The following is a 17,726-nucleotide window of genomic DNA, read 5'->3' on the forward strand; positions in this document are numbered from 1 at the left end:
ATGAATAAGAGAAAAGTGATTCCGAGTCTGCGTTCGCTCGCAGATCAAGAACGCGCGACGGCGAAGAAGGCCCGCGCTTCGTGGCAGATGTTCACGATTATGGCAGAGTTTATCGAGGCGACAGAGTACCTGTCCGAGATCCGCCCTGCCGTCAGCATCTACGGTTCCGCGCGTCTGAAGCCGGATTCCGCGCACTACAAGCTCGCCGTGCAGATCGCGCGCAAGCTGTCCGACGCCGGCTTCGCCGTGATCTCGGGCGGCGGGCCGGGCATCATGGAAGCGGCGAACAAGGGCGCGCACGCCGGCAAGGCGCCGTCCGTCGGCCTGAACATCGAGCTGCCGCACGAACAGGCCGGCAACCACTTCCAGGACATCTCGCTGCGCTTCCGCCATTTCTTCACGCGCAAGGTCACGTTCGTGAAGAATTCGGACGCGGTGATCGTGATGCCGGGCGGCTTCGGCACGCTCGACGAGTTGTCCGAAGTGCTCACGCTGATCCAGACGAAGAAGTCGCGGCTCGTGCCGATCGTGCTCGTCGGCAGCGCATTCTGGAGCGGCCTGCTGCAGTGGTTCCGCGACCAGATGATCCCGATGGGCCTCATCAATCCGGACGACATGAACCTGATGAAGGTGATCGACGATCCGGACCAGGTGCTCGAAGCGGTGCTCGCGTTCTACGAGGATCGCGGCGAGGAAACCGAGGAGGCGCACCCGCCGCGGCCCGAAGAAGACCGGATGTTCTATCTGTAACGGCGCGTGCATCGCGCATCGCCGGACGGGCGGAGCCGACGAGGCGTCCGCCCGTTTTTTTCGTGCGCCGCGGCGGCCGAAAACGGCAGCCGGCACGTGGCGCGGCGCGCACTTCGTAACCGTTCGTTTCACCCGCCGCAGGGTAAATGTCAAATTCGGCGCGCGATGTGCCGCAATGCGGCCCGAGCGCCGACCGGATTGTCAAGCAAGGCGCTACCCGCATCCGTGCGCGCAAACCATGCGCGAACGCGCCGTTACAAATCCACACGTCAATTAATCCATCGCACCGCCACACTCCGTCCTGCAGCGTGTCCGTCGAAACGGACGCGACGGGTTCGGGGCTCGACGCCCGCACACGTCGGAACGGACGCTCATTTCAACTCGTGAGGAAAAGAACATGAAACGCTCGTTGATCGCCTTTGCATTGACCGGTATTGGTATCGCGCTGTCGGGCGCGGCGCATGCCGTGAACGTCGACGTCAACATCGGCGCGCCCGCGCCTGTCGTCGTCGCGCCGGCGCCGGCGCCCGTCCTCGTCGCCCCCGCGCCCGCGATCGTCGTCGGCTGGCACGGCGACCGCTACTGGGATGGCAATCGCTACTGGGAACGTCGCGAGTGGGAAGAGCATCACCGCCATCGAGGCTTCTGCCCGCCGGGACACGCGAAGAAAGGCGAGTGCTGACGCGCGGCGACTAATCGCGCCGCGGCGACGTGGCGCGTCACCGTCACCGCGCGGCGACCGTCGGCGATGCCGTCGACGCGAAATGAAAAGGCCGTCCATGATCGGATCATGGACGGCCTTTCTGCTTTCCGCGATTCGCGCAATCGCTGCAACGCCGCAACGCCGCGCTCGTCGGCTTCGCCGCGCTATTGAAACGCCACTTCCGCAAAACTCCGCAGCTTGGAGACGCATTCCAGTTTAAAATCATGTACTTATGGAGTTTTTTCTAACTTGAAAGGCAAAGTAGATGGAGATATTTCAAGGGATTTTATGGGGGGTTGGAATATCAAGTTAGACAGTTTTTGGGCTCTAGGGGCGTTCCGTCAAGCTCTTACGCCAGTCGCCCATGAAGCCGAAGCTCGGCGCTCGGATAGGCTCCGAGAACCAGAAGTCTGTATAGGCAGCAACATTCGGCGCAAGAAACCAATGTGCCTCACCATTCGCGTCCATCGCCCACCAGCGAGCAGCCTTAGGGGCCTTCTTCCAGTCAACCTCGAACTCGACCATGCTGACCTCCACCGTGACGGTGGAAGTCTAGTGGATCAACGTACCGCCGTCAGCGCGTCGTAGTCGCGCTCGCATTGCTGGCCGGCGATTCGGGCACGGTCAGCGTACTCTGCCAGCTCGCCCGCGCGCTGATCAGCGCGGCCGAGCACGTCGGCAAGCAGATCGAGGGCGTCGCCGGCTGGCGGGCTTCCGGGGGAAGCGGCGGGATGGCGGGCGGCTGCGACGAGTTTGTCGACACGCTGCTGCAGGCTGCCAGCGGCAGCGCGAGCAGCAAAAGCGTCCGCGAGCGCGGCAGTTCGTAGTTGGTTCGCATCGTTTGCAATCTCCTGTTGAGCCGCGGTGCGGCGTTGCTCCTCGGCGCGCGCCGCCGCGAAGGCGTCGAGCTGCGCCTTCTGCGCGGCGGCCGCCGTCATGCGCACACCGTCGGCGTGCCCCTTGAAGTACCCGCCGGCGAGGCCGACGAAAGCCGCCACGACGACGGCAAGCCAGACACGGGGATCGAACCAAGTCATTTCCGCTCCTTCGCATGCAGTTGCTTCAGCTCGTCCGGTGAGTAGACGAAGCCCGGCAGCAGGAACGCCTGCACGCTCCAGACCGGGTCGCTTTCCTCGTGCCGGCCGTGGTCCTTGCCCCGGTGATGGAGCGCGCGCAGCAGCAGTTGGTTGTAGGTCGAGTCGACGAATGCCTCGGGCCGCGCCGGGTCGAACGCCCCCCAGTCGAATCCCTGCGTCAGACGAATCACGTCCCAGACCGGGTGCTGGCGCGGGATCGGCACGATGCGCTGCAGCTTGTGGCTGAACATCGTGTCGACCTGGTTCAGCGCGACGCCGCGGATCCACTTCCAGTCGATCGCGTGCGAGAACGCCCACTCGAAGAACCGGTGATGCGACTCGACCGTCCGGTCGTCGCCGCAGACCGCGCAGACGTAGCCGCCGGCCGCCTTCATCGCGCGCTTGCTCGCGCGGAACGTCGCCGACTCGGTGCGCGGTTCGTGGTCCGGGTAGAACACGTCCTCGGCCAGCGTGCGCCGCGTTTCATGGGTCTTCGTGGTCGTCATAGGTCGCGCTCGCACAATGCGCGCTCTTCAGCGCGCCGTTTCACCAGGCCCGGCAGCACGCGGCCGCCGGCCGTCACCCACTGCGGCCGGCCGTTGTCCGCCTCGTTCAGCGCGCGACACGCGCCCTTCCAGTCGCCGGCGTTGAAGCGCTTCGCCGTCGTGCTGCCGCAGTACGCGCCGGCGCCGACGTTGTAGGCAAAGCTCACGGCGGCCGCGAGCTGGTACGTATGCCCCTTCAGGACCGGCGTGCACTTCAGCACCGGCTCGGCATGCTCGATGAGCCGCTGTTCGAGGCGCGCGCGGCACTGGTCGGGCGTGAAGCGCTGCCCGGCCCGGACGTCCTTCGTGTCGCCGTTGCACGCCGTGATGATCCCGATCGGGTCCGGCCGCGCGACGAGCTCGAGCCCCTCGAACTTCGGGACCATGGAAAAAAGAAGGGCTGCCGCAGCAGCCCCCACAACACCCGCGAGTGTCTTCTTCGGTACGTTAGCCATCGAGCAATGCCCTCTTCCCCTTGTTCTTGATCAGGTAGTACGCCTGCAGCCCGATGTACGCGATCGTCGCGACGGCTACCCACCAGTTGATGTCGTGGCCGGTCAGCCACAACCAGAAATTGCTTCCCACCGCCGGCGCCGCCTTGGCAGCGCTCACCGCGAGATCGTTCTTCATCGAGTCCCCGAAATGAAAAAGCCGCGCGATGGCGGCAGTGAATATTCTTGACAGATAGGACCGTTGGTCCTAGATTTATCACCAGAGGAAGCGCAACCGCGCGGCCCACACATCCGAGAGGACTCCATGCACACCACGATCGTTGCGGCGTTGCGCCGCCTTTTCCCCTATGCGATACGACCCGCCGACCCCGAAAGACCTGGAGCAGCTCAAACACGACCTGCAATTCAGCAGCGCGCAGATGGCGGACCTATTCGGTGTGCAGGGTGGCCGGCAATGGCGCAAGTACACGGGTGGCGAAGAACCGCGCGACATCAGCCCGCATATCCTTTTCTTCGCAGCGGCACGACTGGAACTGTCGCCGGCGGACATCGAGCGGGTGCTGGCACGCATGAGATCGATCGGCGCCACGATCGACTTGAACGACGAGCCGGAAGCGTAGGCAGCGCCTCTATAACGGCCTCTTCAGCCGTTGCGGGTATCATCCCGCGTTGGAATCACACCACCATCAAAGAAAAAATGGCCAAAGGCGTAATTGCATCGTTTCTCGGGATGATTGTGATGGCATGCAGCGCGTGTGGGGGCGACGGCAACAATCCCGGCGTCAACCCGCCCACTCAGTCGGCGTCAAAATCGGTAGCTTCGACGTGCTATGTCGAGGGTGCGAAAGCCGGATCGGCCTGCATTCTGGACGATCAAGCCCTCGCGCGCTCGGTCGTACAGTTCGGCGATTCAACGCGTCTCAAGCAGGTGTTTGAGAAAGCACGCTCGGGGCAACCGATCACGATCGCGGCAATTGGTGGATCGATCACACAGGGCGCATGGGCGACGGCTCCGGAAAATCGCTACGTGAATCGCATGTTCGGGTGGTGGCAAGCCACCTTCCCCCAGAGCAAGATGACGCTCATTAACGCGGGCATCGGACAAACGAATTCGTTGTACGGACAGCAGCGCGCCCAACACGATCTGTTTCAGTACAACCCGGATTTCGTGATCGTCGAGTTTGCGAACAACGACGCAATCACGCAGCAGATGCAGGACAGCATGCGTTCGCTGATCCGGATGATCCTCGATTCGCCGTCACACCCGGCCGTGATGATGCTGTTCACGATGGCGCGTGACGGCACAAATTCCGAGGACAATCAAATCCCGGTCGGCAAGGAATTCAACGTGCCGATGGTTGCTGTCCGTGAAGCGATTCTTCCGCTCGAGAAAAGCGGTCAACTCGACCCGGTCGACATCACCGCTGACCCGATTCACCCGAACGATCTGGGTCATAAAATACTCGCCCAGATCGTCGCATATCGGCTCCAGTCATCCTTGCACGAATGATCACTCGGTCGACGGCGGCACGAAAGTGCCGTCGCTATACGAGTATCCCGCGCTGACCGATACCCCTTCCTCGACCGGGATCGCCTCGGTATTTTCGGGCGGCTGCCACGTCTCCGTATCGCCATCCCACAAGACCGTGTTGTCGACAATCCCGTCCTTCACGATCGCGTACATGCTCGTCATGACCATTCCTCCACGATGAAATAGGCATTGCCCCCGGCACCTCCCGAGAGCGCACCGCCTGTGTTTCCTTGGGAACCACCGCTAGCACCCGTCCCGGACGACTGAGCAGGGGTTCCGGGCTGACCTTGGATACGACCGCCCGGACCCGGTCGTCCGTCCCCAGACGCTCCACCGTCCCCACCCACCCCTGCGCCCGAGGCAAACACCTGGCCGACTGACCCAGGGCCTCCAACGGCCGAATCAAGGATGATCCCGCCGGTCGCTGTCGGAGGTGAACTGATCGTGCCGGCGCCAGCAATAAGAGGTGGAACACCTGCGGCCGTGGCCGCGCTCCCCACACCACCAGGAAGCGTCACTAGGCTGCCAAACGTACTCGTGCCACCGTTGCCCCCGTTATTCAGCCCAGCAGCGCCGGCAGTTCCCGGCGCGCCGATCGTCACCGGGACTCCCCCGGTAAATCCTGACGTGAACCACACGTCGATGTACGGACCACCACCACCACCGCCGGCCGCGGCAACCTGAGTGGAACTTGTCGACGGAACTCCCGCCGAACCGCCGCCGGTACCGCGCCCACGAACTCGAATCTTGTTCGTGCCAGGCGTGTTGGTGTACGTGGAACTGGACGTGAATGTCTGAACGTTCAGCAACCTTCCGGCGTTCACATTTGCCTGTACATACGCCGTCGTCGCGAGCTTCGTGCTGTTGTCGCCAGAGGCGGCCGTGGTCCCCGTGGCATTGGGGCCGAGCGTGACGGCTTCATTCGAAATGATCCACGAGCCACCGGTGACATCCCACTCGTTTCCGCTACGGTTCGTGAGCTCGACGGTATCGTTATTGTTCAACGTCAACGTCGTATTCGACGACCCCATACCAGCGCCGGGCGCGTAAATAAATGCTCCCCCAACGGCCTTAATCGTGTATGTAGCGCCTGCCGCTCCCTGCGCGTAGAAGCGGATCGTCGAACCGGGCTGTGCACCGTTTCCTGACGGCAAAGTGATCGTGCATGATGATCCACTGATCTGGATCGCAGTACCAAATGCAGTCGCGTCCAGCGTCGTATTGGTGCTCTGGACGAGCTTGATTCCCGAGAAGCTACCGAGCGCCCGCTGTACGAACGCCGTCGTTGCCAGCCGCGTCGAGCTGTCGAACTGCGCCGCCGTCGTAAAGTTGGGACCAGACATGACGGCCGCGTACGGAAGTTGAGCGATTCCGGCCGCAGTCCATTGCGAGCTATTGTTGACGCCCGTCAGCAAGACTGAGTCACCCGGGCCGAGTGTCAAACTTGTGACCGTCGAAGAACCGACAATGATCGTGTCCGTTCCCGCACGATTGATCGTCAGCGATGCCGACGAAATGTTCTGGATGAAAAATGCCCCGCCAGCCGGGACAGCAGATTCGGCAGGAAGATTGAACGTCCCGGCCGAGGATCCGAAATACACGATGAAACTACCTGCGAGAGAAGCAGTCAGGTTTTGCGGGGTCGTATTGAACGAATAAAACGCTTGGAAATTGCCGAGTGCCCGCTGAACGAAAGCGGTCGTTGCCTGCTTGGTGCTGTTGTCGAACTGGCCGGCCGTAATACCCGCCGCATTGAGCGCTACCACGAGGTTTGCCAACAGCGTCGCGGTCGTGCCGTCATCGACGGAGTTCTGGCCGGAATAGTTCGCCGTGAACTGTGCGAGCACGGCCGCCATGATGGAGCTCTGCCGCCACACCTTGTTGAGTTGCTGCGACTGAGCCGTACCGGACACGAAACCCGACAGACGTGCGGCGAGCGCTGCGTAGGTCGCCTGATCGATGACGTTCGGCGAACTGCCGCCGCCGAAAACGAGAAAGTCATTGGTTGCCATCAATGCTCCGAGCATAAAAAAAGCCACCCGAAGGTGGCTATGAGCGGTTGTTTCGTGAATTCGGTTAGACGGATCTGCCCCACGCTCCGACATCGAAACCGGCGACGAGCGCGCTGTTCATATCGAAACCGAACAACGGTGCGTCGTCGACAGTCGTCACGATCGTGTAGTTGACGCGAACGCCTTCAGGCTTGAGCGGGATGTACCCGCCTGACAGAAGCGCGAGGAACGTCGCGGGCGGGATCTTCCCTGCGATGCCGATCGTCATCGACATGTCCTGGTGGTCTTCAATGAACACGTGCGTGTCGGCGTCGAAGATGCTGTTCAGGATCGCGGCACTCTGCTCGAGCGTCCCGTCCCAGTGGTTCGCGCCAATCTTCGCGCGGATGACCAGCCGGTACGTGTCGTCGTCGAGAATCGTGAGGCCCGTATCAGGGTCAAACGGACCTTTCCACGTGCCTTGATCGAAGCCGAGGCCCGCGATATCGAACGAGAAATAGACGCCCGTCAGCGGCGTGCGAATTTTCCGAGACACGCCGACCCAGAGCCCAACATCGTCCAGCTGGACGCCGACAGCGTTATCGAGGTCAAACTTTCCCGGCATGCTCTGCAGCACGCCCATCTGATCGACGAGCGGCTGCACGAGCGCACTGATCGTCGCCATGAATCGCGGCTTGTCGCTGTGCTCCGAGGTGATCAGCGAGGTGTAATCGTTCAGCTCGGCCATCAGGTCACCACCAGTGTCACATTCGCCGGCGTGCAAGACGCTGCCTCGTTGAACAGCAGCGCGACGTCCGGCGCGCCGGCGCCGCGCGGCCCGGTCAGCGTCAGACCGGACAGCTTGAACGTGACGCCGCCACCGACGCTGTTCGCCGCAGTCAGCGCGTCACCCCATTCGACGCTGCCGGACAGGCCGCCGCCAATCTGCACGCCGTTGATGTAGTCGGAAACAGCCTGCTGGATCTGCTGCCCCGTCTGGCTGGTGTAGCCGGTGAGCGCCTTGATCGTGACGACGGCGCCAGTCGGCGCGGCCACCGGTCGGAAGAACTGGATCGTGATCGGGCGGCCATAAATGTCGGTGACGATAACCGCCGTTGTCCCGTACGTGCCCGCGCCGGGCGCCTTCTTCGCCGCGATCGCATTCGCAATCGCCGTCGCATCGCCGCCTTCGACCACAAGCGAAATCGAGTGCGACGGGATGCCGTTCGCGTCCGTCGCGCTGGTGTCGTTCTCGTATGCAACGTAGCGGGTAACGCCCGGAACGTTCGCGACAGCGCCGATGATGCCGTCGAGCACTGTGAGCGACGGCAGCGAGGTCGACACCATTTGGCGCTGCCGCAGCGCAGCATCGGATTCGACTGGCGCACCTTCCGCCGCATCCGCCGGATTCGTCACCGTCTGCCAGCCCAGCGTCGGCGTCGCGATCTGGTTGATCGTGCCGGCACGCGCGGACACGTCGCCGATGGCCGCGCACGTCGCCGTGACGGTAATCGTGCCGCTCGGCGGAATCGTCACCGTCGCCGGTAGCATCCACTGCACGCCGTTGGCGTCCTTCGCCGCGCCGTTTGTAATCGTCTTGCCGGCCTGACCGACCAACACCAGATCGGCGCTCGAATACGATGCGATCTTCCGCGCGATACCGTTGATCTTCACGTTGCTCGACAGAGCATCGCCTTGCGCGGTAGCTGGGCTGAATGAGCGATAGATCGCAATCGCGACCGAATTGACATCGCTGATTGCCTTCGCGAACACGCCGAGCAGCTGGCCGTCCTGGCTGTCCGGCTCGAGGTACGTGTCGGCGCCGTAGATCGACCGGTACTGGTCCTGCAGGAACGCAAGCACGTCGGCATACGTCGGAGCGGTGATGCCGTTCGCGTCGATGGTGGGTGCGATGGTCGTGAGAGTCACAATGTCGCCTGTACCGTGGTGGTGCCGTAGATGGTGTTGATCGTCGCGGTGACGGTCAGCAGGCGCGTCTCGGGATCCGCCGTGCTTGAGTAGCTCGTCAGCTCAGTCACGCCCTGCGTGCCGAGAATGCACGTCCGGATCGCCGCGTCGTACTTTCCGCTCGTGTACTTCCCGAGCACGTCCGTTGCCCACGGCATGCCGGCCGTCGTGTCGAGGAACCATTCGCCCCGCAACAGGCGCAAGCGCGTCAGCACGGCTTGCGCGACCGTCTCGGGCGTGTTCACGAGGAAGTCGGCTGCGCCCCCGCCGAAGACGTAATCGCCGTCAGCGTCGAGTTTTCGGTATCGCATGGGAGTCTTCAGTTAGGCGGGCTCGTATTGCTGCCCGCGCCGTTCTCGCGGTGGGTATGCGTGTCATCGACGCGCTTTCCGTTCGCCGTGATCTGGCCGATCACGTTGAGGATGCCGTTGAACACCGCGGCGGCCCCGCTCGCGGCACTCCCCACCATCCCGCCGACGAACGTCAACAGGCCAGTGATCGTCACGGCCGCCGAGAATGTCGACAGCGGCGCGACCACGTCGAAACCGCCCGGCGCCACGATCTTCACCTTCTGCAGCGTCGGGTTCAGGTCGATGTACGTCGCGCCGTCGTCGCTGCGCAGCTGCGTCGAGGTGCCGCTGACGCCGGCAAGCGCGCGCGGCCGCGATCGAAAGCCGAGCAGCGCGAACCCGTCCGACAGATCGTGCATGCGCAGCTCAGCCTGCTCCTGCACGCCGCCCGACTGCCACCAAGCGTCGATGCAACGCGATGCGAACACGACCAGACACTCATCTCCCTGCTTCACCGGAAACGTCAACGTACAATTTCCGCCGGCGGGGAACTGGACCGGGCAGTCGACCAGCAGCGGTAGCGCGACGCTTTGAATCGTGCCGTCGATGCCACGCACCTGTGCCTTGATAGCCGGCTGAACGCTGCACGTGGGCGGTCGATCGGGCGCGCTTTCGAACGACTGAATGATGCCGGGCAACGCCGTCCAGATACCCGCGCGGACGCCGTCAAACGCTTCACGCAGGGCGACCTCTGGGTCGCCTACCCTTTCACGTCGATCCATGGGATGAAAAATGAAGAAACTGCTGTTGACCGCCGCGCTGCTCGCGCCGCTCGCCGCCGTCGCTGCCGACGCCTACGTCTACCCGTTCGCCGGCATGAAAGTCGGCGCGACTGTCGAAAACGAATTCCCGACCATCCTGTACACGGCGAAGAAGTGCGACCTTCCGCTTGCAAACGCGAAGAACATGCGGCGCTACGAGTCCTACCGCGGCGTCTGGGACATCGGCTGCTGGGGCGAGACGATCGACGGCGACGCCGTGATCATCGTTCCGAAGATGCCACCGAAGTCGATGCCGCTCAACGTGCTCGCGCGCGCAGACGTGAAGCGCAACGGCGACGGCACGACGATGACCATCAAGGCGCTGCCGACGTACGGCCGCTAGCCGAACCTCTTGATCACGTCCGCGGACGGCACCGCCGCCTTATCCTTGAACGAGTCGGGCAGGACCGTGACGTCCGCCGCGAGGCAGATCACGCTCGTGTACCACTCTTCGCCGCGCGTATCGCCGCTTACCTCCGCGAGCATCACGTAGTAGAAGCCGTCGTCCTGCAGCTTCGCCTGCATCTCGATTCGCTCGTTCTCGGCCTGCTGGCCGACGTTGAGGCTGTACTCGTATTGCTGGATGCTCGCGTTGTCGAGCCAGATCAGGCGGCCAATCTTCACGCTCGGATTCAGCAGCATCTTCACCTCGATGCCGTTCGCCGTCTGCTGCGGCAGTCCGACCATGCCGGTCTCCGACGTGATCTTCGGTATTTCGCCGGGCATGTAGGCTGTCTCCGGCACCAGTACCACCTTCCCGTCCTGAATGCTCCAGACCGTCTGGGTCGTTTTCGCGATCCCGCGGAGGAAGTCGCGCGCCATCCCGAACATAACCTTACCGCGAGGCAGCGGGTTCGCCGACACCGGCGGCATATATCCGAGCGACACGCCGTACGGATTCATGGCCGCCGTTGCGACCGAAACGTGATCGCTCGCGACCGAGCCGGCCGCCAGTGTCGTGTTCACCACGGCGAAGTTGTACGCCGAGTCGCCGTCCGCCGCCGTGATGTCGAGGAACGTGTCGGTCTGAGTCTCGCGCCCACGCCGCACCTGCTTTATCTGGCCGTCGAAGATAATCCCGTAGTTTCCTTCGTAGCCCGCCTGCAGCACCACGCGGGTGAACTCCTTCTGCGCCCGGCGTGCCGTCGTCGCGGAGACGTTGTAGACCCGGATACGCGCCGAGTTCGGCGTTTGCAGGTCGCCCCGCTGCACGCGGAACACGATCCGCAGCTCGGACAGGTCGAGAGCCTCGCCGCTGTCGAAGCCGATGATCAACGATACCTTGCGGCCGAACTGCAGAACGCTCATTGGTCCGTCACCCAGAAAACGTGCGACCCGATGCCGAGATCCTCATACGTCGGTACGTCGTCCGGATTCTCAGCTCCCTGCACCCACAGGCGCCCCTGAAAGCCCAGATGCTTGTACTGGCCGAGCAGATCGATACCGGTCACCAGCGGGATGCCGGACACCAGCGGATTGTCCGACGCGTCCGCGATGTCGAGCACCCACCCCGCGCCGCCGGCCTTCCGGTACTGCACCGTCAGGCGGTAGTCGGTCCCGCTCAGCGTTACCGTGAACCGCTCGGGACGCGGCGAAAACGGAATTTCGAAGTAGCTCGGCATCACATACTCCCCGGTGGCACTGCGCCGCCGGGCGCGGGCGTCGCAGGCATCGCTGCCTTGGTACCGCCGTTGGCCGTCTCGGCTGTCGACGCCGGATCGGCCTGGTTCTCTTTCGGCGGCAGCTTCGTGACCTGCGTCGAGACGATCCGGATCTGCTTGAGCGTCGCGGTCAAGATCAGCGCGCTCGACGTCTTCGGGTCCGTTGTGAGCCGTAGCCCCTGCAGAAGCATGTTCTGGTAGAAGCGACGGCTCGTCGTCACGTCGAACGGTGTGCGGGCCTGCTGCAGCGCGAGCAGCTGCGAGTAGATCGCGTTCACGTACTGCGCCGACGGCAAGCCGCCACCATCGAAAGTCGCTTCCGCGGTGCCGAGCAGCGCCTCGTAATCGGCATTGCTCCAACCGCACCGCATCACGACATCCGGCTGACGTTTGAAGGCGTGATCGGTGATCTGCGCCCCCTGCTCGACCGGATGCTCCGTGATGGTCAACTCGTCGTTGTAGACCTCTTCGATCGCGACCTGCACCGCAATGCTGCCGATCTTCTTCGGCGAGATCATGATCATGTCGAGGATCATGCGATCACCCCCTGCAGATTGCGAACCATGTCGGCATTCACCGCGCGCTGCTCGCGCTCGACCGCACGGCCGGCCACACTCGGATCGCTGGCGCCGGTTACATGGATCTGCGTGGACTGATGCAGCTCGACCTTCGCAGCACCGCCGCGCGCAGCCGACTGCGCTGCCAGCGTGGCCGGGGGCTGGTAAGTCGCTCGGGTGTTGCGCAGTGCCGCAGCCATCTCGGCAGCCGTGATGCTCGCGCGGTTGTTGCCCTTGCCGGCGTAGTAGCTGCGACCGGTTTCCGGATCCGCCACGCTCGCCCACTCGCGCGACGCCGCGCGCAGCGCACCGCGCAGATCGTCACTGCGCCCTTCGACGTAATCGGCGATGGCGCGCCGCTTGTTGCGCACCAGGTACTGCTCGAAGATCCGGTCCTGGAGCCGGCGGTCGAACATCTCATCGCCTTTCAGCTTCAACCCGCGCGCGGCCTCGGCCAGGGTGCTACCGATGATCTGGTAGCGGCCCGCCGCGTTGAACTGCCCCGCTCGCTGCGCGGCCATGACCTGAGCCAACGTCATGCCTTCGAGGTTCTCGGTGCCGGCTCGGTAGCCGCCTCGCGCGCCGCGGTTCACGCTGTTGTAATCGCCTTCGCCGCGTGCGATCAGCTTCCCGAACGCCGTATCCGCAAGCTGTCCGAGACGGCCGGCAAGACCACCGTCGTCGGAAGCCGAAACACGCTCGATCCGCGGCGCCAACACCGGCGCCGGAACGACTTGCGGTGATGGCCTCTGTGTGCCGGAAGGCTGCGGCCCCGGTGTCGACGGCCTTTCGGCACCTTGCGCCAGAGTCGGTTCCGGTGCAGCCAAAGGCGGTGTAGCGGCTCGTGGCTGCTCGGTGCGCGGCGGCGTCAGTTTCGCGCCGCCGCCGTCCTTCACACTGTCGATTTCGGCCTGTGTGTATCCGCCGGTAGCGTCGAGCCCGCGGCGATCCTTCAGCGTCAGGATGTCCCACAACGAGCGGAAGCGGCCGCCCGACAGCTTCGTGATCAGGCCATCGATTTGGTCGCGCACCCCGTCACCGATTTTCCAGCCAAGGAATGCGGCACCCACGGCGGCCGCGCTCGATGCGAGCGCGGCAAGCTCGACTCCCATCGCCGAAAGCAGGCCCGTTGCGCCGCTTGCCGCCGCACCGCCCGCGCGCAGCGCTCCCACGATCCTCCAGATACCGCCGGCGATTTTGAATACGCCCAGCGCCTTCAGTGCCACCCCGAGCAGCAGGATCTTCGTCGACCAGCCGTCCGTCGAGTGGTCGAGTTCGATGAACAGGTCTACCAGCTTCGCGAGCGGCGGTCCCGCCGCTTCTGCCACTTTCAGAATGGCACTCGCAATGTCGGCAATTCTGTTCGCGACCTCGTCGCCGTGCTCGTCCATCCAGCGCTGGAACCGATCGAGGCTGGGCCCGACCTTTCCCAGCATCGCGCCTTCGACTCGGATGCCGAGATTTTCGAACGACGTGCCGATGCCGCGCAACTGCGTCATGAAGCGATGCGAGTCGTCAGCCGCCTTGTCCAGGCCGGTCGACCTCGACATCTCGCGGTACTGCGCCAGGAGCTTCTCGAAGTCCCCATTGCGCATCGCGAGCATCAGGTTCTCATCGATGCCGAGAATGTTGCCGTACTGGCTGGCAAGCCACGTCGGCTTATTCGCCAGTGACTTCCCCAGGTCGGACATGATGTCGACCGTGTCGCGCAGCTCACCGTTCGCATTGCGCGTCTGCACGCCCAGCGTCGCGAGGTAGCCCTCCCCAGCCGGGTTGTTGCGCAGGAAGCGCGCGAGGTTCTCGATCGTCCCAGTGGCCGCTTCTGTCGAGATGCCCATGTTCCGTGCCGCGAACTCGAAGCCTCGCAGGTTGGTCGCCGACGCGCCGGTCCGTTGCGACACGAAGTACAGGCGCTCGAGCTTCGACGCGAATGCCGCGACGCCCGCGCCCACCGTGAGCGCCGCGCCGGACACCGTGGCGATCAGCAGCTTGACGCCCTTCGTCGTGCCTTCGACGCCTTCCTTGAAGTTCTTCAGGCCCTTCTCGTCGACCTTGAAGCCGAGCGCGACCAGGAACTCGCGGATGACGACCGAATCAGCCATTTTCTCTTTCCATCTTGCGGCGGTACGCCGCTTCGTTGTCCGCCCGGACGGCAAGGGAATCGTTCATGAGCGCGACGTCGGCCAGGCCGAGCGTTCCGTCGAGCAGCGACTCGTACCGACACATCTGGGCGTGCACCGGCGCGAGCAGCCAGTCCTCGCCGCCGGGCAGCGTGCGGATCCAGCCTACGTCGCCGCCGGGCTGCTCGCTTGGCTGGTAAGCAGCCCGCTGATAAAAGGGCCAAGGTTCGCCACCACGACGCGCACGACGAGCGGCAGCATCACGTCGATGCCGATGTCGTCGAACATCGACGTCTTGTGAATGGTGTTCCAGACCTTCGCCCAGCCCGGCCCCTGCCAGCGTTCGACAACGGACAGGCACGTGCCGAAGACATACTCGGCGTCCTCGTCCTTCAAACCGGCCAGCGCATCGGCGAATGGCTGCAGCACCGGGGCGATCGCGTCGACCATCGAGAGCAGCTCGCGCGAGCGGTCGGCCTCAGGGGCCGGCGAGTCGTCGTCCGGCGCCTCGGTGTCACCGGCGCCTTCAAGCGCCGCGAGCGCTGCGTTCGCGCGTGCCTGATCGCGTGCGACGTCAGCTTGCTCGAGCTCGGCGTAAAACTTCATCAGCACCGGGATCATCGGGGGGATGATCGGCGCGATGCGCCGCGAAACGTGGAACTGCTGCATCGCGCTCAGCTTGCCGACCGCGTATCGCACGCCATTGAGTTGCACTTCGGTCGTCATGTTCAGTACGTCCCGAGGATGTTGTCGATCTTGATCGAGTCGAAGACCCATTCGACGATGTCACCGTCCTTCGCGTACTTCAGGTCCGGCGCCTTCTTGAACGCGCAGCTGCGCGCGGTCGTCACGTCGCCGGCAGCCGTCTGCCGAACCTCGATCAGGTTCTTGCCCCACAGGCGGCTGTCGAGCGACTGCGCGTCGTACAGCGCCATCAACTTCGCGTTGATCGGCGCGGTCTTCAGGTATCGCAGCGTGACCTGGCCGGACTTGTCGGCATGCAGGCTGTGCATGCCTTCACCGTCCGAGCCGATCGTCATCGTGTTCTTGTCGCCGGCGCGCACGATCGTGATGCCCTCTTCGGCGGTCGCTTCGCCGTAGCCGAGCGAGAACGCGCCGCCCGGGCCCACGAGCGTCGCCGCGACGTCCTGAAAGCTGTAAGTCGTCATGTTGAGATGCCCCTGTTAGCGGTTGACGTTGACGAGGATGTCGACGCTGTGGATCGCCCCGGCTTCCTTCGCCGCGACCTGGAACGTGACGGACTTGCGCGCCTCGCGGTCGGCCTGCGACTGCGTCGCGATCGGCGGTGCGTAGACGTAGTAGCCCTTTGCCAACGTGTCGCCCTGATTCAGCGCGCCGAAGCCCGCCGAGTTCCACACGCCCGGAGCGAGATAGCCGTTGTTCACCGCGGCCTCGCACGCAGCCGAGATAGTCGCCGCGATCGTGGCGTTGCCGCCGTCGGTCTGCGGGATCTTCGTCGGGCTCTGGTACAGCAGGTTGTAGACGTCCGTCTCGATACGGTTGCGGAACCAGATCGCGTTGTAGACCGAGTCGGCAAACAGTCCGCTCGGCGTCACGCCGTACTGGATGATCGACGTGTCGTTGCTGTAGTTCACGAACACGTTGCAGTTCTTCGCCTGCAGCGCGTTCGCCTGCGTGCTGGTCAGCTGCTCGGCCGCCACGCTCGGCTCCTGCTTGAACATCAGCGTGATCGTCGTGTTGTTGCCGTTGAAGTTCACCGTCAGCAGCCGGCCGAGCAGCGACGACACCGCGTACGGCGACGAGCTGGAGTACTGCAGGATGGTGTACTTCAGGTTCAGCGCTTTCAGCTTGCTCGCGATGTCGGTCGACACGGTCGAGTCGAGCACCTGCGGGTTCTGCGTCGTGATGCCGTAGAGGTGACGCTGGTCCGCCTCGATGAGGTTCGCGACCGCGATGTGCTGCGCATCCGTGATCGATGCATCGGCGAAGTCGAGGCCGAGGAACTGATTGGCGAATCGGTCGATGAACACCGCAGCTGCATCGACCGGTTGCTCGGGCGCGATGCCGGCTGCCGGCGTGCCGGCGAGACTGCTGGTCAGGCCGAGCATGGACGAGACGTCCGTGCCACTCCCGGGCGCAGTCGCATACCCGACGGTCGAGCTGGTACCGGACGTGCCCGACGTAATCACGAACTGCGATCCGTTCCACGCGATCGTCGCACCGGTCAACTTCGCGTTGATCACCGTCGCGACGCCATTCAGGTTCGTCTGCGCGGAAAAATCGAGTGCCGTGACCGTCTTCGCGGTACCGTCGATGGTGATGTTGAACGCGCCCGCTGTCACGGCTTTCCAGACCGTCATGTCCTGCTGCGCGGTCGACAACACGCCGCCGCGCAACGAACCGGACGTCGCGGTCTTCGCCCAGCGACCGATCATCAGCTGCTGCGGTTGCGGCACCTGGTTAAAGTACAACGCGGCCGCGAAGTACTCGGGCGTGTTCGTGCCGAAGTCGGCCGTCACATCATTGATACTGCCGTACGAGCGCGCACGCTCGTTGGTGTCGATCACGGCCGACGGGCCGAGAATCAGCCCTGTGTTCATGTTCGCGCCCTGCGCCGCGAGAGCGGCGAGGTTGATCGTCACGTTGATCAGACGCGATACCGGCAATCCGTTGGACATGCTGGTCCCCTACGAGTGGATGTTCGAAACGCCGACCACCGGCGTCGACGCGTCAGTCGTCGTCGCCACGGTGGCCGATTTGAGGTTGAGGACCGCGTAGGTCCGGGTGATCTTGCGGCGCAGCGTTACCGTCATGTCGTACCGGCGCACCCACTGCTGGTTGACCAGGTCCGGCGCCGCGCGAATCGCGCCGACGCCGACGAACGCCATCTCCTGCAGCTGCAACTGCTCGCGGTTCTGCGGAATCGCGAGGCCGTCGGCGAGCCGCTGCGCATATCCCTTCGCGAGCGGCCCGTAGAACGTGCACATCACATCGATGTCCTGATGTCGGATATACGTGTCGTGGCCGTCGCCGGTGCCGTCGTGCTGGATCACCGGGCCGGCGTCCGGCTCTTGCTCCTGCAGGCCGAACGCACACCAGTTCACGGACGGCTCGGGCTGCTTCGGTACGGTGGACTGCCAGCGCGGCCGCACAAGGTCAGGAGGCAATGCCGTGATGCCCGCGATGAGGTCATGGACCAGATCGTCGAGTTCATCGTCCTCGGCCGGCGGCGCATCGACGGCTGGTGCCAGGTAACCGCCGGTCGAGCTGTCGTTCATG

Annotated in this window: 25 protein-coding genes; 5 read left to right on the forward strand and 20 right to left on the reverse strand. The window is 64.0% G+C overall.

What is annotated here, in order from left to right; all coding sequences use genetic code 11:
• Positions 1–750 carry an LOG family protein gene (locus AQ610_RS28965; protein WP_006027824.1) on the forward strand — a complete coding sequence of 250 codons (750 nt, stop codon included), beginning with the start codon at positions 1–3 and terminating at the stop codon, positions 748–750.
• 397 nt (positions 751–1,147) lie between these two features.
• On the forward strand, positions 1,148–1,432 hold the full coding sequence (locus AQ610_RS28970) for a hypothetical protein (protein ID WP_006027825.1): 285 nt from the start codon (positions 1,148–1,150) through the stop codon (positions 1,430–1,432).
• A gap of 348 nt (positions 1,433–1,780) precedes the next feature.
• On the opposite strand, the gene AQ610_RS28975 is transcribed toward AQ610_RS28970, so the two are convergent.
• Genes AQ610_RS28975 through AQ610_RS28995 form a run of 5 tightly spaced genes read right to left on the reverse strand, consistent with a single transcriptional unit; the run spans position 1,781 to position 3,704 of the window.
• Entirely contained in the window at positions 1,781–1,978 is a 198-nt protein-coding gene (locus tag AQ610_RS28975) for a hypothetical protein (protein ID WP_009917287.1), read from the reverse strand.
• 35 nt (positions 1,979–2,013) lie between these two features.
• Complete coding sequence (locus tag AQ610_RS28980; RefSeq protein WP_006027826.1) at positions 2,014–2,490, reverse strand: DUF2514 family protein; 477 nt, start codon at positions 2,488–2,490, stop codon at positions 2,014–2,016.
• Positions 2,487–3,035: a hypothetical protein gene (locus tag AQ610_RS28985; protein ID WP_006027827.1), complete on the reverse strand. Its 549-nt coding sequence runs from the start codon at positions 3,033–3,035 to the stop codon at positions 2,487–2,489. Before AQ610_RS28985 ends, AQ610_RS28980 begins: the two co-directional genes overlap by 4 nt.
• Complete coding sequence (locus AQ610_RS28990; RefSeq protein WP_043282913.1) at positions 3,032–3,529, reverse strand: lysozyme; 498 nt, start codon at positions 3,527–3,529, stop codon at positions 3,032–3,034. The genes AQ610_RS28985 and AQ610_RS28990 overlap by 4 nt, the downstream gene beginning before the upstream one ends.
• On the reverse strand, positions 3,522–3,704 hold the full coding sequence (locus AQ610_RS28995) for a hypothetical protein (protein ID WP_004532301.1): 183 nt from the start codon (positions 3,702–3,704) through the stop codon (positions 3,522–3,524). The genes AQ610_RS28990 and AQ610_RS28995 overlap by 8 nt, the downstream gene beginning before the upstream one ends.
• A gap of 169 nt (positions 3,705–3,873) precedes the next feature.
• Here AQ610_RS28995 and AQ610_RS29000 point away from each other — a divergent pair, with 169 nt between their 5' ends.
• Entirely contained in the window at positions 3,874–4,146 is a 273-nt protein-coding gene (locus tag AQ610_RS29000) for a hypothetical protein (RefSeq protein WP_006027829.1), read from the forward strand.
• Between the two features lie 77 nt (positions 4,147–4,223).
• Positions 4,224–5,036 carry an SGNH/GDSL hydrolase family protein gene (locus AQ610_RS35325; RefSeq protein WP_009917284.1) on the forward strand — a complete coding sequence of 271 codons (813 nt, stop codon included), beginning with the start codon at positions 4,224–4,226 and terminating at the stop codon, positions 5,034–5,036.
• Here AQ610_RS35325 and AQ610_RS29010 read toward each other — a convergent pair whose 3' ends face one another.
• From AQ610_RS29010 to AQ610_RS29030, 6 genes are all read right to left on the reverse strand, one after another.
• On the reverse strand, positions 5,037–5,219 hold the full coding sequence (locus AQ610_RS29010) for a hypothetical protein (protein ID WP_043282914.1): 183 nt from the start codon (positions 5,217–5,219) through the stop codon (positions 5,037–5,039).
• Complete coding sequence (locus AQ610_RS36605; RefSeq protein WP_144411866.1) at positions 5,216–7,069, reverse strand: hypothetical protein; 1,854 nt, start codon at positions 7,067–7,069, stop codon at positions 5,216–5,218. Before AQ610_RS36605 ends, AQ610_RS29010 begins: the two co-directional genes overlap by 4 nt.
• Positions 7,070–7,133: 64 nt before the next feature.
• Positions 7,134–7,796 carry a DUF2612 domain-containing protein gene (locus AQ610_RS29015; RefSeq protein WP_006027832.1) on the reverse strand — a complete coding sequence of 221 codons (663 nt, stop codon included), beginning with the start codon at positions 7,794–7,796 and terminating at the stop codon, positions 7,134–7,136.
• Entirely contained in the window at positions 7,796–8,977 is a 1,182-nt protein-coding gene (locus tag AQ610_RS29020) for a baseplate J/gp47 family protein (RefSeq protein WP_006027833.1), read from the reverse strand. Before AQ610_RS29020 ends, AQ610_RS29015 begins: the two co-directional genes overlap by 1 nt.
• Positions 8,974–9,327: a contractile injection system sheath initiator gene (locus AQ610_RS29025; RefSeq protein ID WP_006027834.1), complete on the reverse strand. Its 354-nt coding sequence runs from the start codon at positions 9,325–9,327 to the stop codon at positions 8,974–8,976. Before AQ610_RS29025 ends, AQ610_RS29020 begins: the two co-directional genes overlap by 4 nt.
• A gap of 8 nt (positions 9,328–9,335) precedes the next feature.
• Complete coding sequence (locus AQ610_RS29030; RefSeq protein WP_043282915.1) at positions 9,336–10,088, reverse strand: Gp138 family membrane-puncturing spike protein; 753 nt, start codon at positions 10,086–10,088, stop codon at positions 9,336–9,338.
• A gap of 10 nt (positions 10,089–10,098) precedes the next feature.
• Between AQ610_RS29030 and AQ610_RS29035 the strand changes: the two genes are divergently transcribed.
• Positions 10,099–10,470, forward strand: a complete 372-nt coding sequence (locus tag AQ610_RS29035) for a hypothetical protein (protein WP_006027836.1) — start codon at positions 10,099–10,101, stop codon at positions 10,468–10,470.
• On the opposite strand, the gene AQ610_RS29040 is transcribed toward AQ610_RS29035, so the two are convergent.
• Genes AQ610_RS29040 through AQ610_RS29075 form a run of 9 tightly spaced genes read right to left on the reverse strand, consistent with a single transcriptional unit; the run spans position 10,467 to position 17,725 of the window.
• Positions 10,467–11,435 (reverse strand): phage protein, encoded by a 969-nt coding sequence (locus AQ610_RS29040; protein ID WP_006027837.1) that lies wholly within the window; start codon positions 11,433–11,435, stop codon positions 10,467–10,469. The two genes, AQ610_RS29035 and AQ610_RS29040, sit on opposite strands and share 4 nt — an antisense overlap.
• The gene (locus tag AQ610_RS29045) at positions 11,432–11,749 is read right to left on the reverse strand and encodes a phage baseplate plug family protein (protein WP_006027838.1); all 318 of its coding nucleotides are present in this window, start codon (positions 11,747–11,749) and stop codon (positions 11,432–11,434) included. Before AQ610_RS29045 ends, AQ610_RS29040 begins: the two co-directional genes overlap by 4 nt.
• Positions 11,749–12,324: a phage baseplate protein gene (locus AQ610_RS29050; protein WP_006027839.1), complete on the reverse strand. Its 576-nt coding sequence runs from the start codon at positions 12,322–12,324 to the stop codon at positions 11,749–11,751. The genes AQ610_RS29045 and AQ610_RS29050 overlap by 1 nt, the downstream gene beginning before the upstream one ends.
• Positions 12,321–14,447, reverse strand: coding sequence for a hypothetical protein (locus tag AQ610_RS29055; protein WP_006027840.1), 2,127 nt, complete (start codon positions 14,445–14,447; stop codon positions 12,321–12,323). Before AQ610_RS29055 ends, AQ610_RS29050 begins: the two co-directional genes overlap by 4 nt.
• Complete coding sequence (locus AQ610_RS37080) at positions 14,440–14,583, reverse strand: DUF6889 family protein (RefSeq protein WP_009917279.1); 144 nt, start codon at positions 14,581–14,583, stop codon at positions 14,440–14,442. The genes AQ610_RS29055 and AQ610_RS37080 overlap by 8 nt, the downstream gene beginning before the upstream one ends.
• Before the next feature lie 47 nt (positions 14,584–14,630).
• Positions 14,631–15,191, reverse strand: a complete 561-nt coding sequence (locus AQ610_RS29060; RefSeq protein WP_006027841.1) for a phage tail assembly chaperone — start codon at positions 15,189–15,191, stop codon at positions 14,631–14,633.
• 2 nt (positions 15,192–15,193) lie between these two features.
• Positions 15,194–15,634 carry a tail tube family protein gene (locus AQ610_RS29065; RefSeq protein ID WP_006027842.1) on the reverse strand — a complete coding sequence of 147 codons (441 nt, stop codon included), beginning with the start codon at positions 15,632–15,634 and terminating at the stop codon, positions 15,194–15,196.
• Between the two features lie 15 nt (positions 15,635–15,649).
• Positions 15,650–17,125 (reverse strand): DUF3383 domain-containing protein, encoded by a 1,476-nt coding sequence (locus tag AQ610_RS29070; protein ID WP_006027843.1) that lies wholly within the window; start codon positions 17,123–17,125, stop codon positions 15,650–15,652.
• Between the two features lie 9 nt (positions 17,126–17,134).
• Positions 17,135–17,725, reverse strand: coding sequence for a phage neck terminator protein (locus tag AQ610_RS29075; protein ID WP_006027844.1), 591 nt, complete (start codon positions 17,723–17,725; stop codon positions 17,135–17,137).
• Position 17,726: the final 1 nt, after the last annotated feature.

The sequence above is a fragment of the Burkholderia humptydooensis genome (genome assembly GCF_001513745.1).
GTDB classification, from domain to species: Bacteria; Pseudomonadota; Gammaproteobacteria; order Burkholderiales; family Burkholderiaceae; genus Burkholderia; species Burkholderia humptydooensis.

What these genes read in the sequence shown, in the direction of transcription:
- AQ610_RS28965 (WP_006027824.1), top strand. Translation starts at nt 1, where the DNA reads ATGAATAAGAGAAAAGTGATTCCGAGTCTGCGTTCGCTCGCAGATCAA.
- AQ610_RS28970 (WP_006027825.1), top strand. Translation starts at nt 1,148, where the DNA reads ATGAAACGCTCGTTGATCGCCTTTGCATTGACCGGTATTGGTATCGCG.
- AQ610_RS28975 (WP_009917287.1), bottom strand. Translation starts at nt 1,978, where the DNA reads ATGGTCGAGTTCGAGGTTGACTGGAAGAAGGCCCCTAAGGCTGCTCGC.
- AQ610_RS28980 (WP_006027826.1), bottom strand. Translation starts at nt 2,490, where the DNA reads ATGACTTGGTTCGATCCCCGTGTCTGGCTTGCCGTCGTCGTGGCGGCT.
- AQ610_RS28985 (WP_006027827.1), bottom strand. Translation starts at nt 3,035, where the DNA reads ATGACGACCACGAAGACCCATGAAACGCGGCGCACGCTGGCCGAGGAC.
- AQ610_RS28990 (WP_043282913.1), bottom strand. Translation starts at nt 3,529, where the DNA reads ATGGCTAACGTACCGAAGAAGACACTCGCGGGTGTTGTGGGGGCTGCT.
- AQ610_RS28995 (WP_004532301.1), bottom strand. Translation starts at nt 3,704, where the DNA reads ATGAAGAACGATCTCGCGGTGAGCGCTGCCAAGGCGGCGCCGGCGGTG.
- AQ610_RS29000 (WP_006027829.1), top strand. Translation starts at nt 3,874, where the DNA reads ATGCGATACGACCCGCCGACCCCGAAAGACCTGGAGCAGCTCAAACAC.
- AQ610_RS35325 (WP_009917284.1), top strand. Translation starts at nt 4,224, where the DNA reads ATGGCCAAAGGCGTAATTGCATCGTTTCTCGGGATGATTGTGATGGCA.
- AQ610_RS29010 (WP_043282914.1), bottom strand. Translation starts at nt 5,219, where the DNA reads ATGACGAGCATGTACGCGATCGTGAAGGACGGGATTGTCGACAACACG.
- AQ610_RS36605 (WP_144411866.1), bottom strand. Translation starts at nt 7,069, where the DNA reads ATGGCAACCAATGACTTTCTCGTTTTCGGCGGCGGCAGTTCGCCGAAC.
- AQ610_RS29015 (WP_006027832.1), bottom strand. Translation starts at nt 7,796, where the DNA reads ATGGCCGAGCTGAACGATTACACCTCGCTGATCACCTCGGAGCACAGC.
- AQ610_RS29025 (WP_006027834.1), bottom strand. Translation starts at nt 9,327, where the DNA reads ATGCGATACCGAAAACTCGACGCTGACGGCGATTACGTCTTCGGCGGG.
- AQ610_RS29030 (WP_043282915.1), bottom strand. Translation starts at nt 10,088, where the DNA reads ATGGATCGACGTGAAAGGGTAGGCGACCCAGAGGTCGCCCTGCGTGAA.
- AQ610_RS29035 (WP_006027836.1), top strand. Translation starts at nt 10,099, where the DNA reads ATGAAGAAACTGCTGTTGACCGCCGCGCTGCTCGCGCCGCTCGCCGCC.
- AQ610_RS29040 (WP_006027837.1), bottom strand. Translation starts at nt 11,435, where the DNA reads ATGAGCGTTCTGCAGTTCGGCCGCAAGGTATCGTTGATCATCGGCTTC.
- AQ610_RS29045 (WP_006027838.1), bottom strand. Translation starts at nt 11,749, where the DNA reads ATGCCGAGCTACTTCGAAATTCCGTTTTCGCCGCGTCCCGAGCGGTTC.
- AQ610_RS29050 (WP_006027839.1), bottom strand. Translation starts at nt 12,324, where the DNA reads ATGATCCTCGACATGATCATGATCTCGCCGAAGAAGATCGGCAGCATT.
- AQ610_RS29055 (WP_006027840.1), bottom strand. Translation starts at nt 14,447, where the DNA reads ATGGCTGATTCGGTCGTCATCCGCGAGTTCCTGGTCGCGCTCGGCTTC.
- AQ610_RS29060 (WP_006027841.1), bottom strand. Translation starts at nt 15,191, where the DNA reads ATGACGACCGAAGTGCAACTCAATGGCGTGCGATACGCGGTCGGCAAG.
- AQ610_RS29065 (WP_006027842.1), bottom strand. Translation starts at nt 15,634, where the DNA reads ATGACGACTTACAGCTTTCAGGACGTCGCGGCGACGCTCGTGGGCCCG.
- AQ610_RS29070 (WP_006027843.1), bottom strand. Translation starts at nt 17,125, where the DNA reads ATGTCCAACGGATTGCCGGTATCGCGTCTGATCAACGTGACGATCAAC.
- AQ610_RS29075 (WP_006027844.1), bottom strand. Translation starts at nt 17,725, where the DNA reads ATGAACGACAGCTCGACCGGCGGTTACCTGGCACCAGCCGTCGATGCG.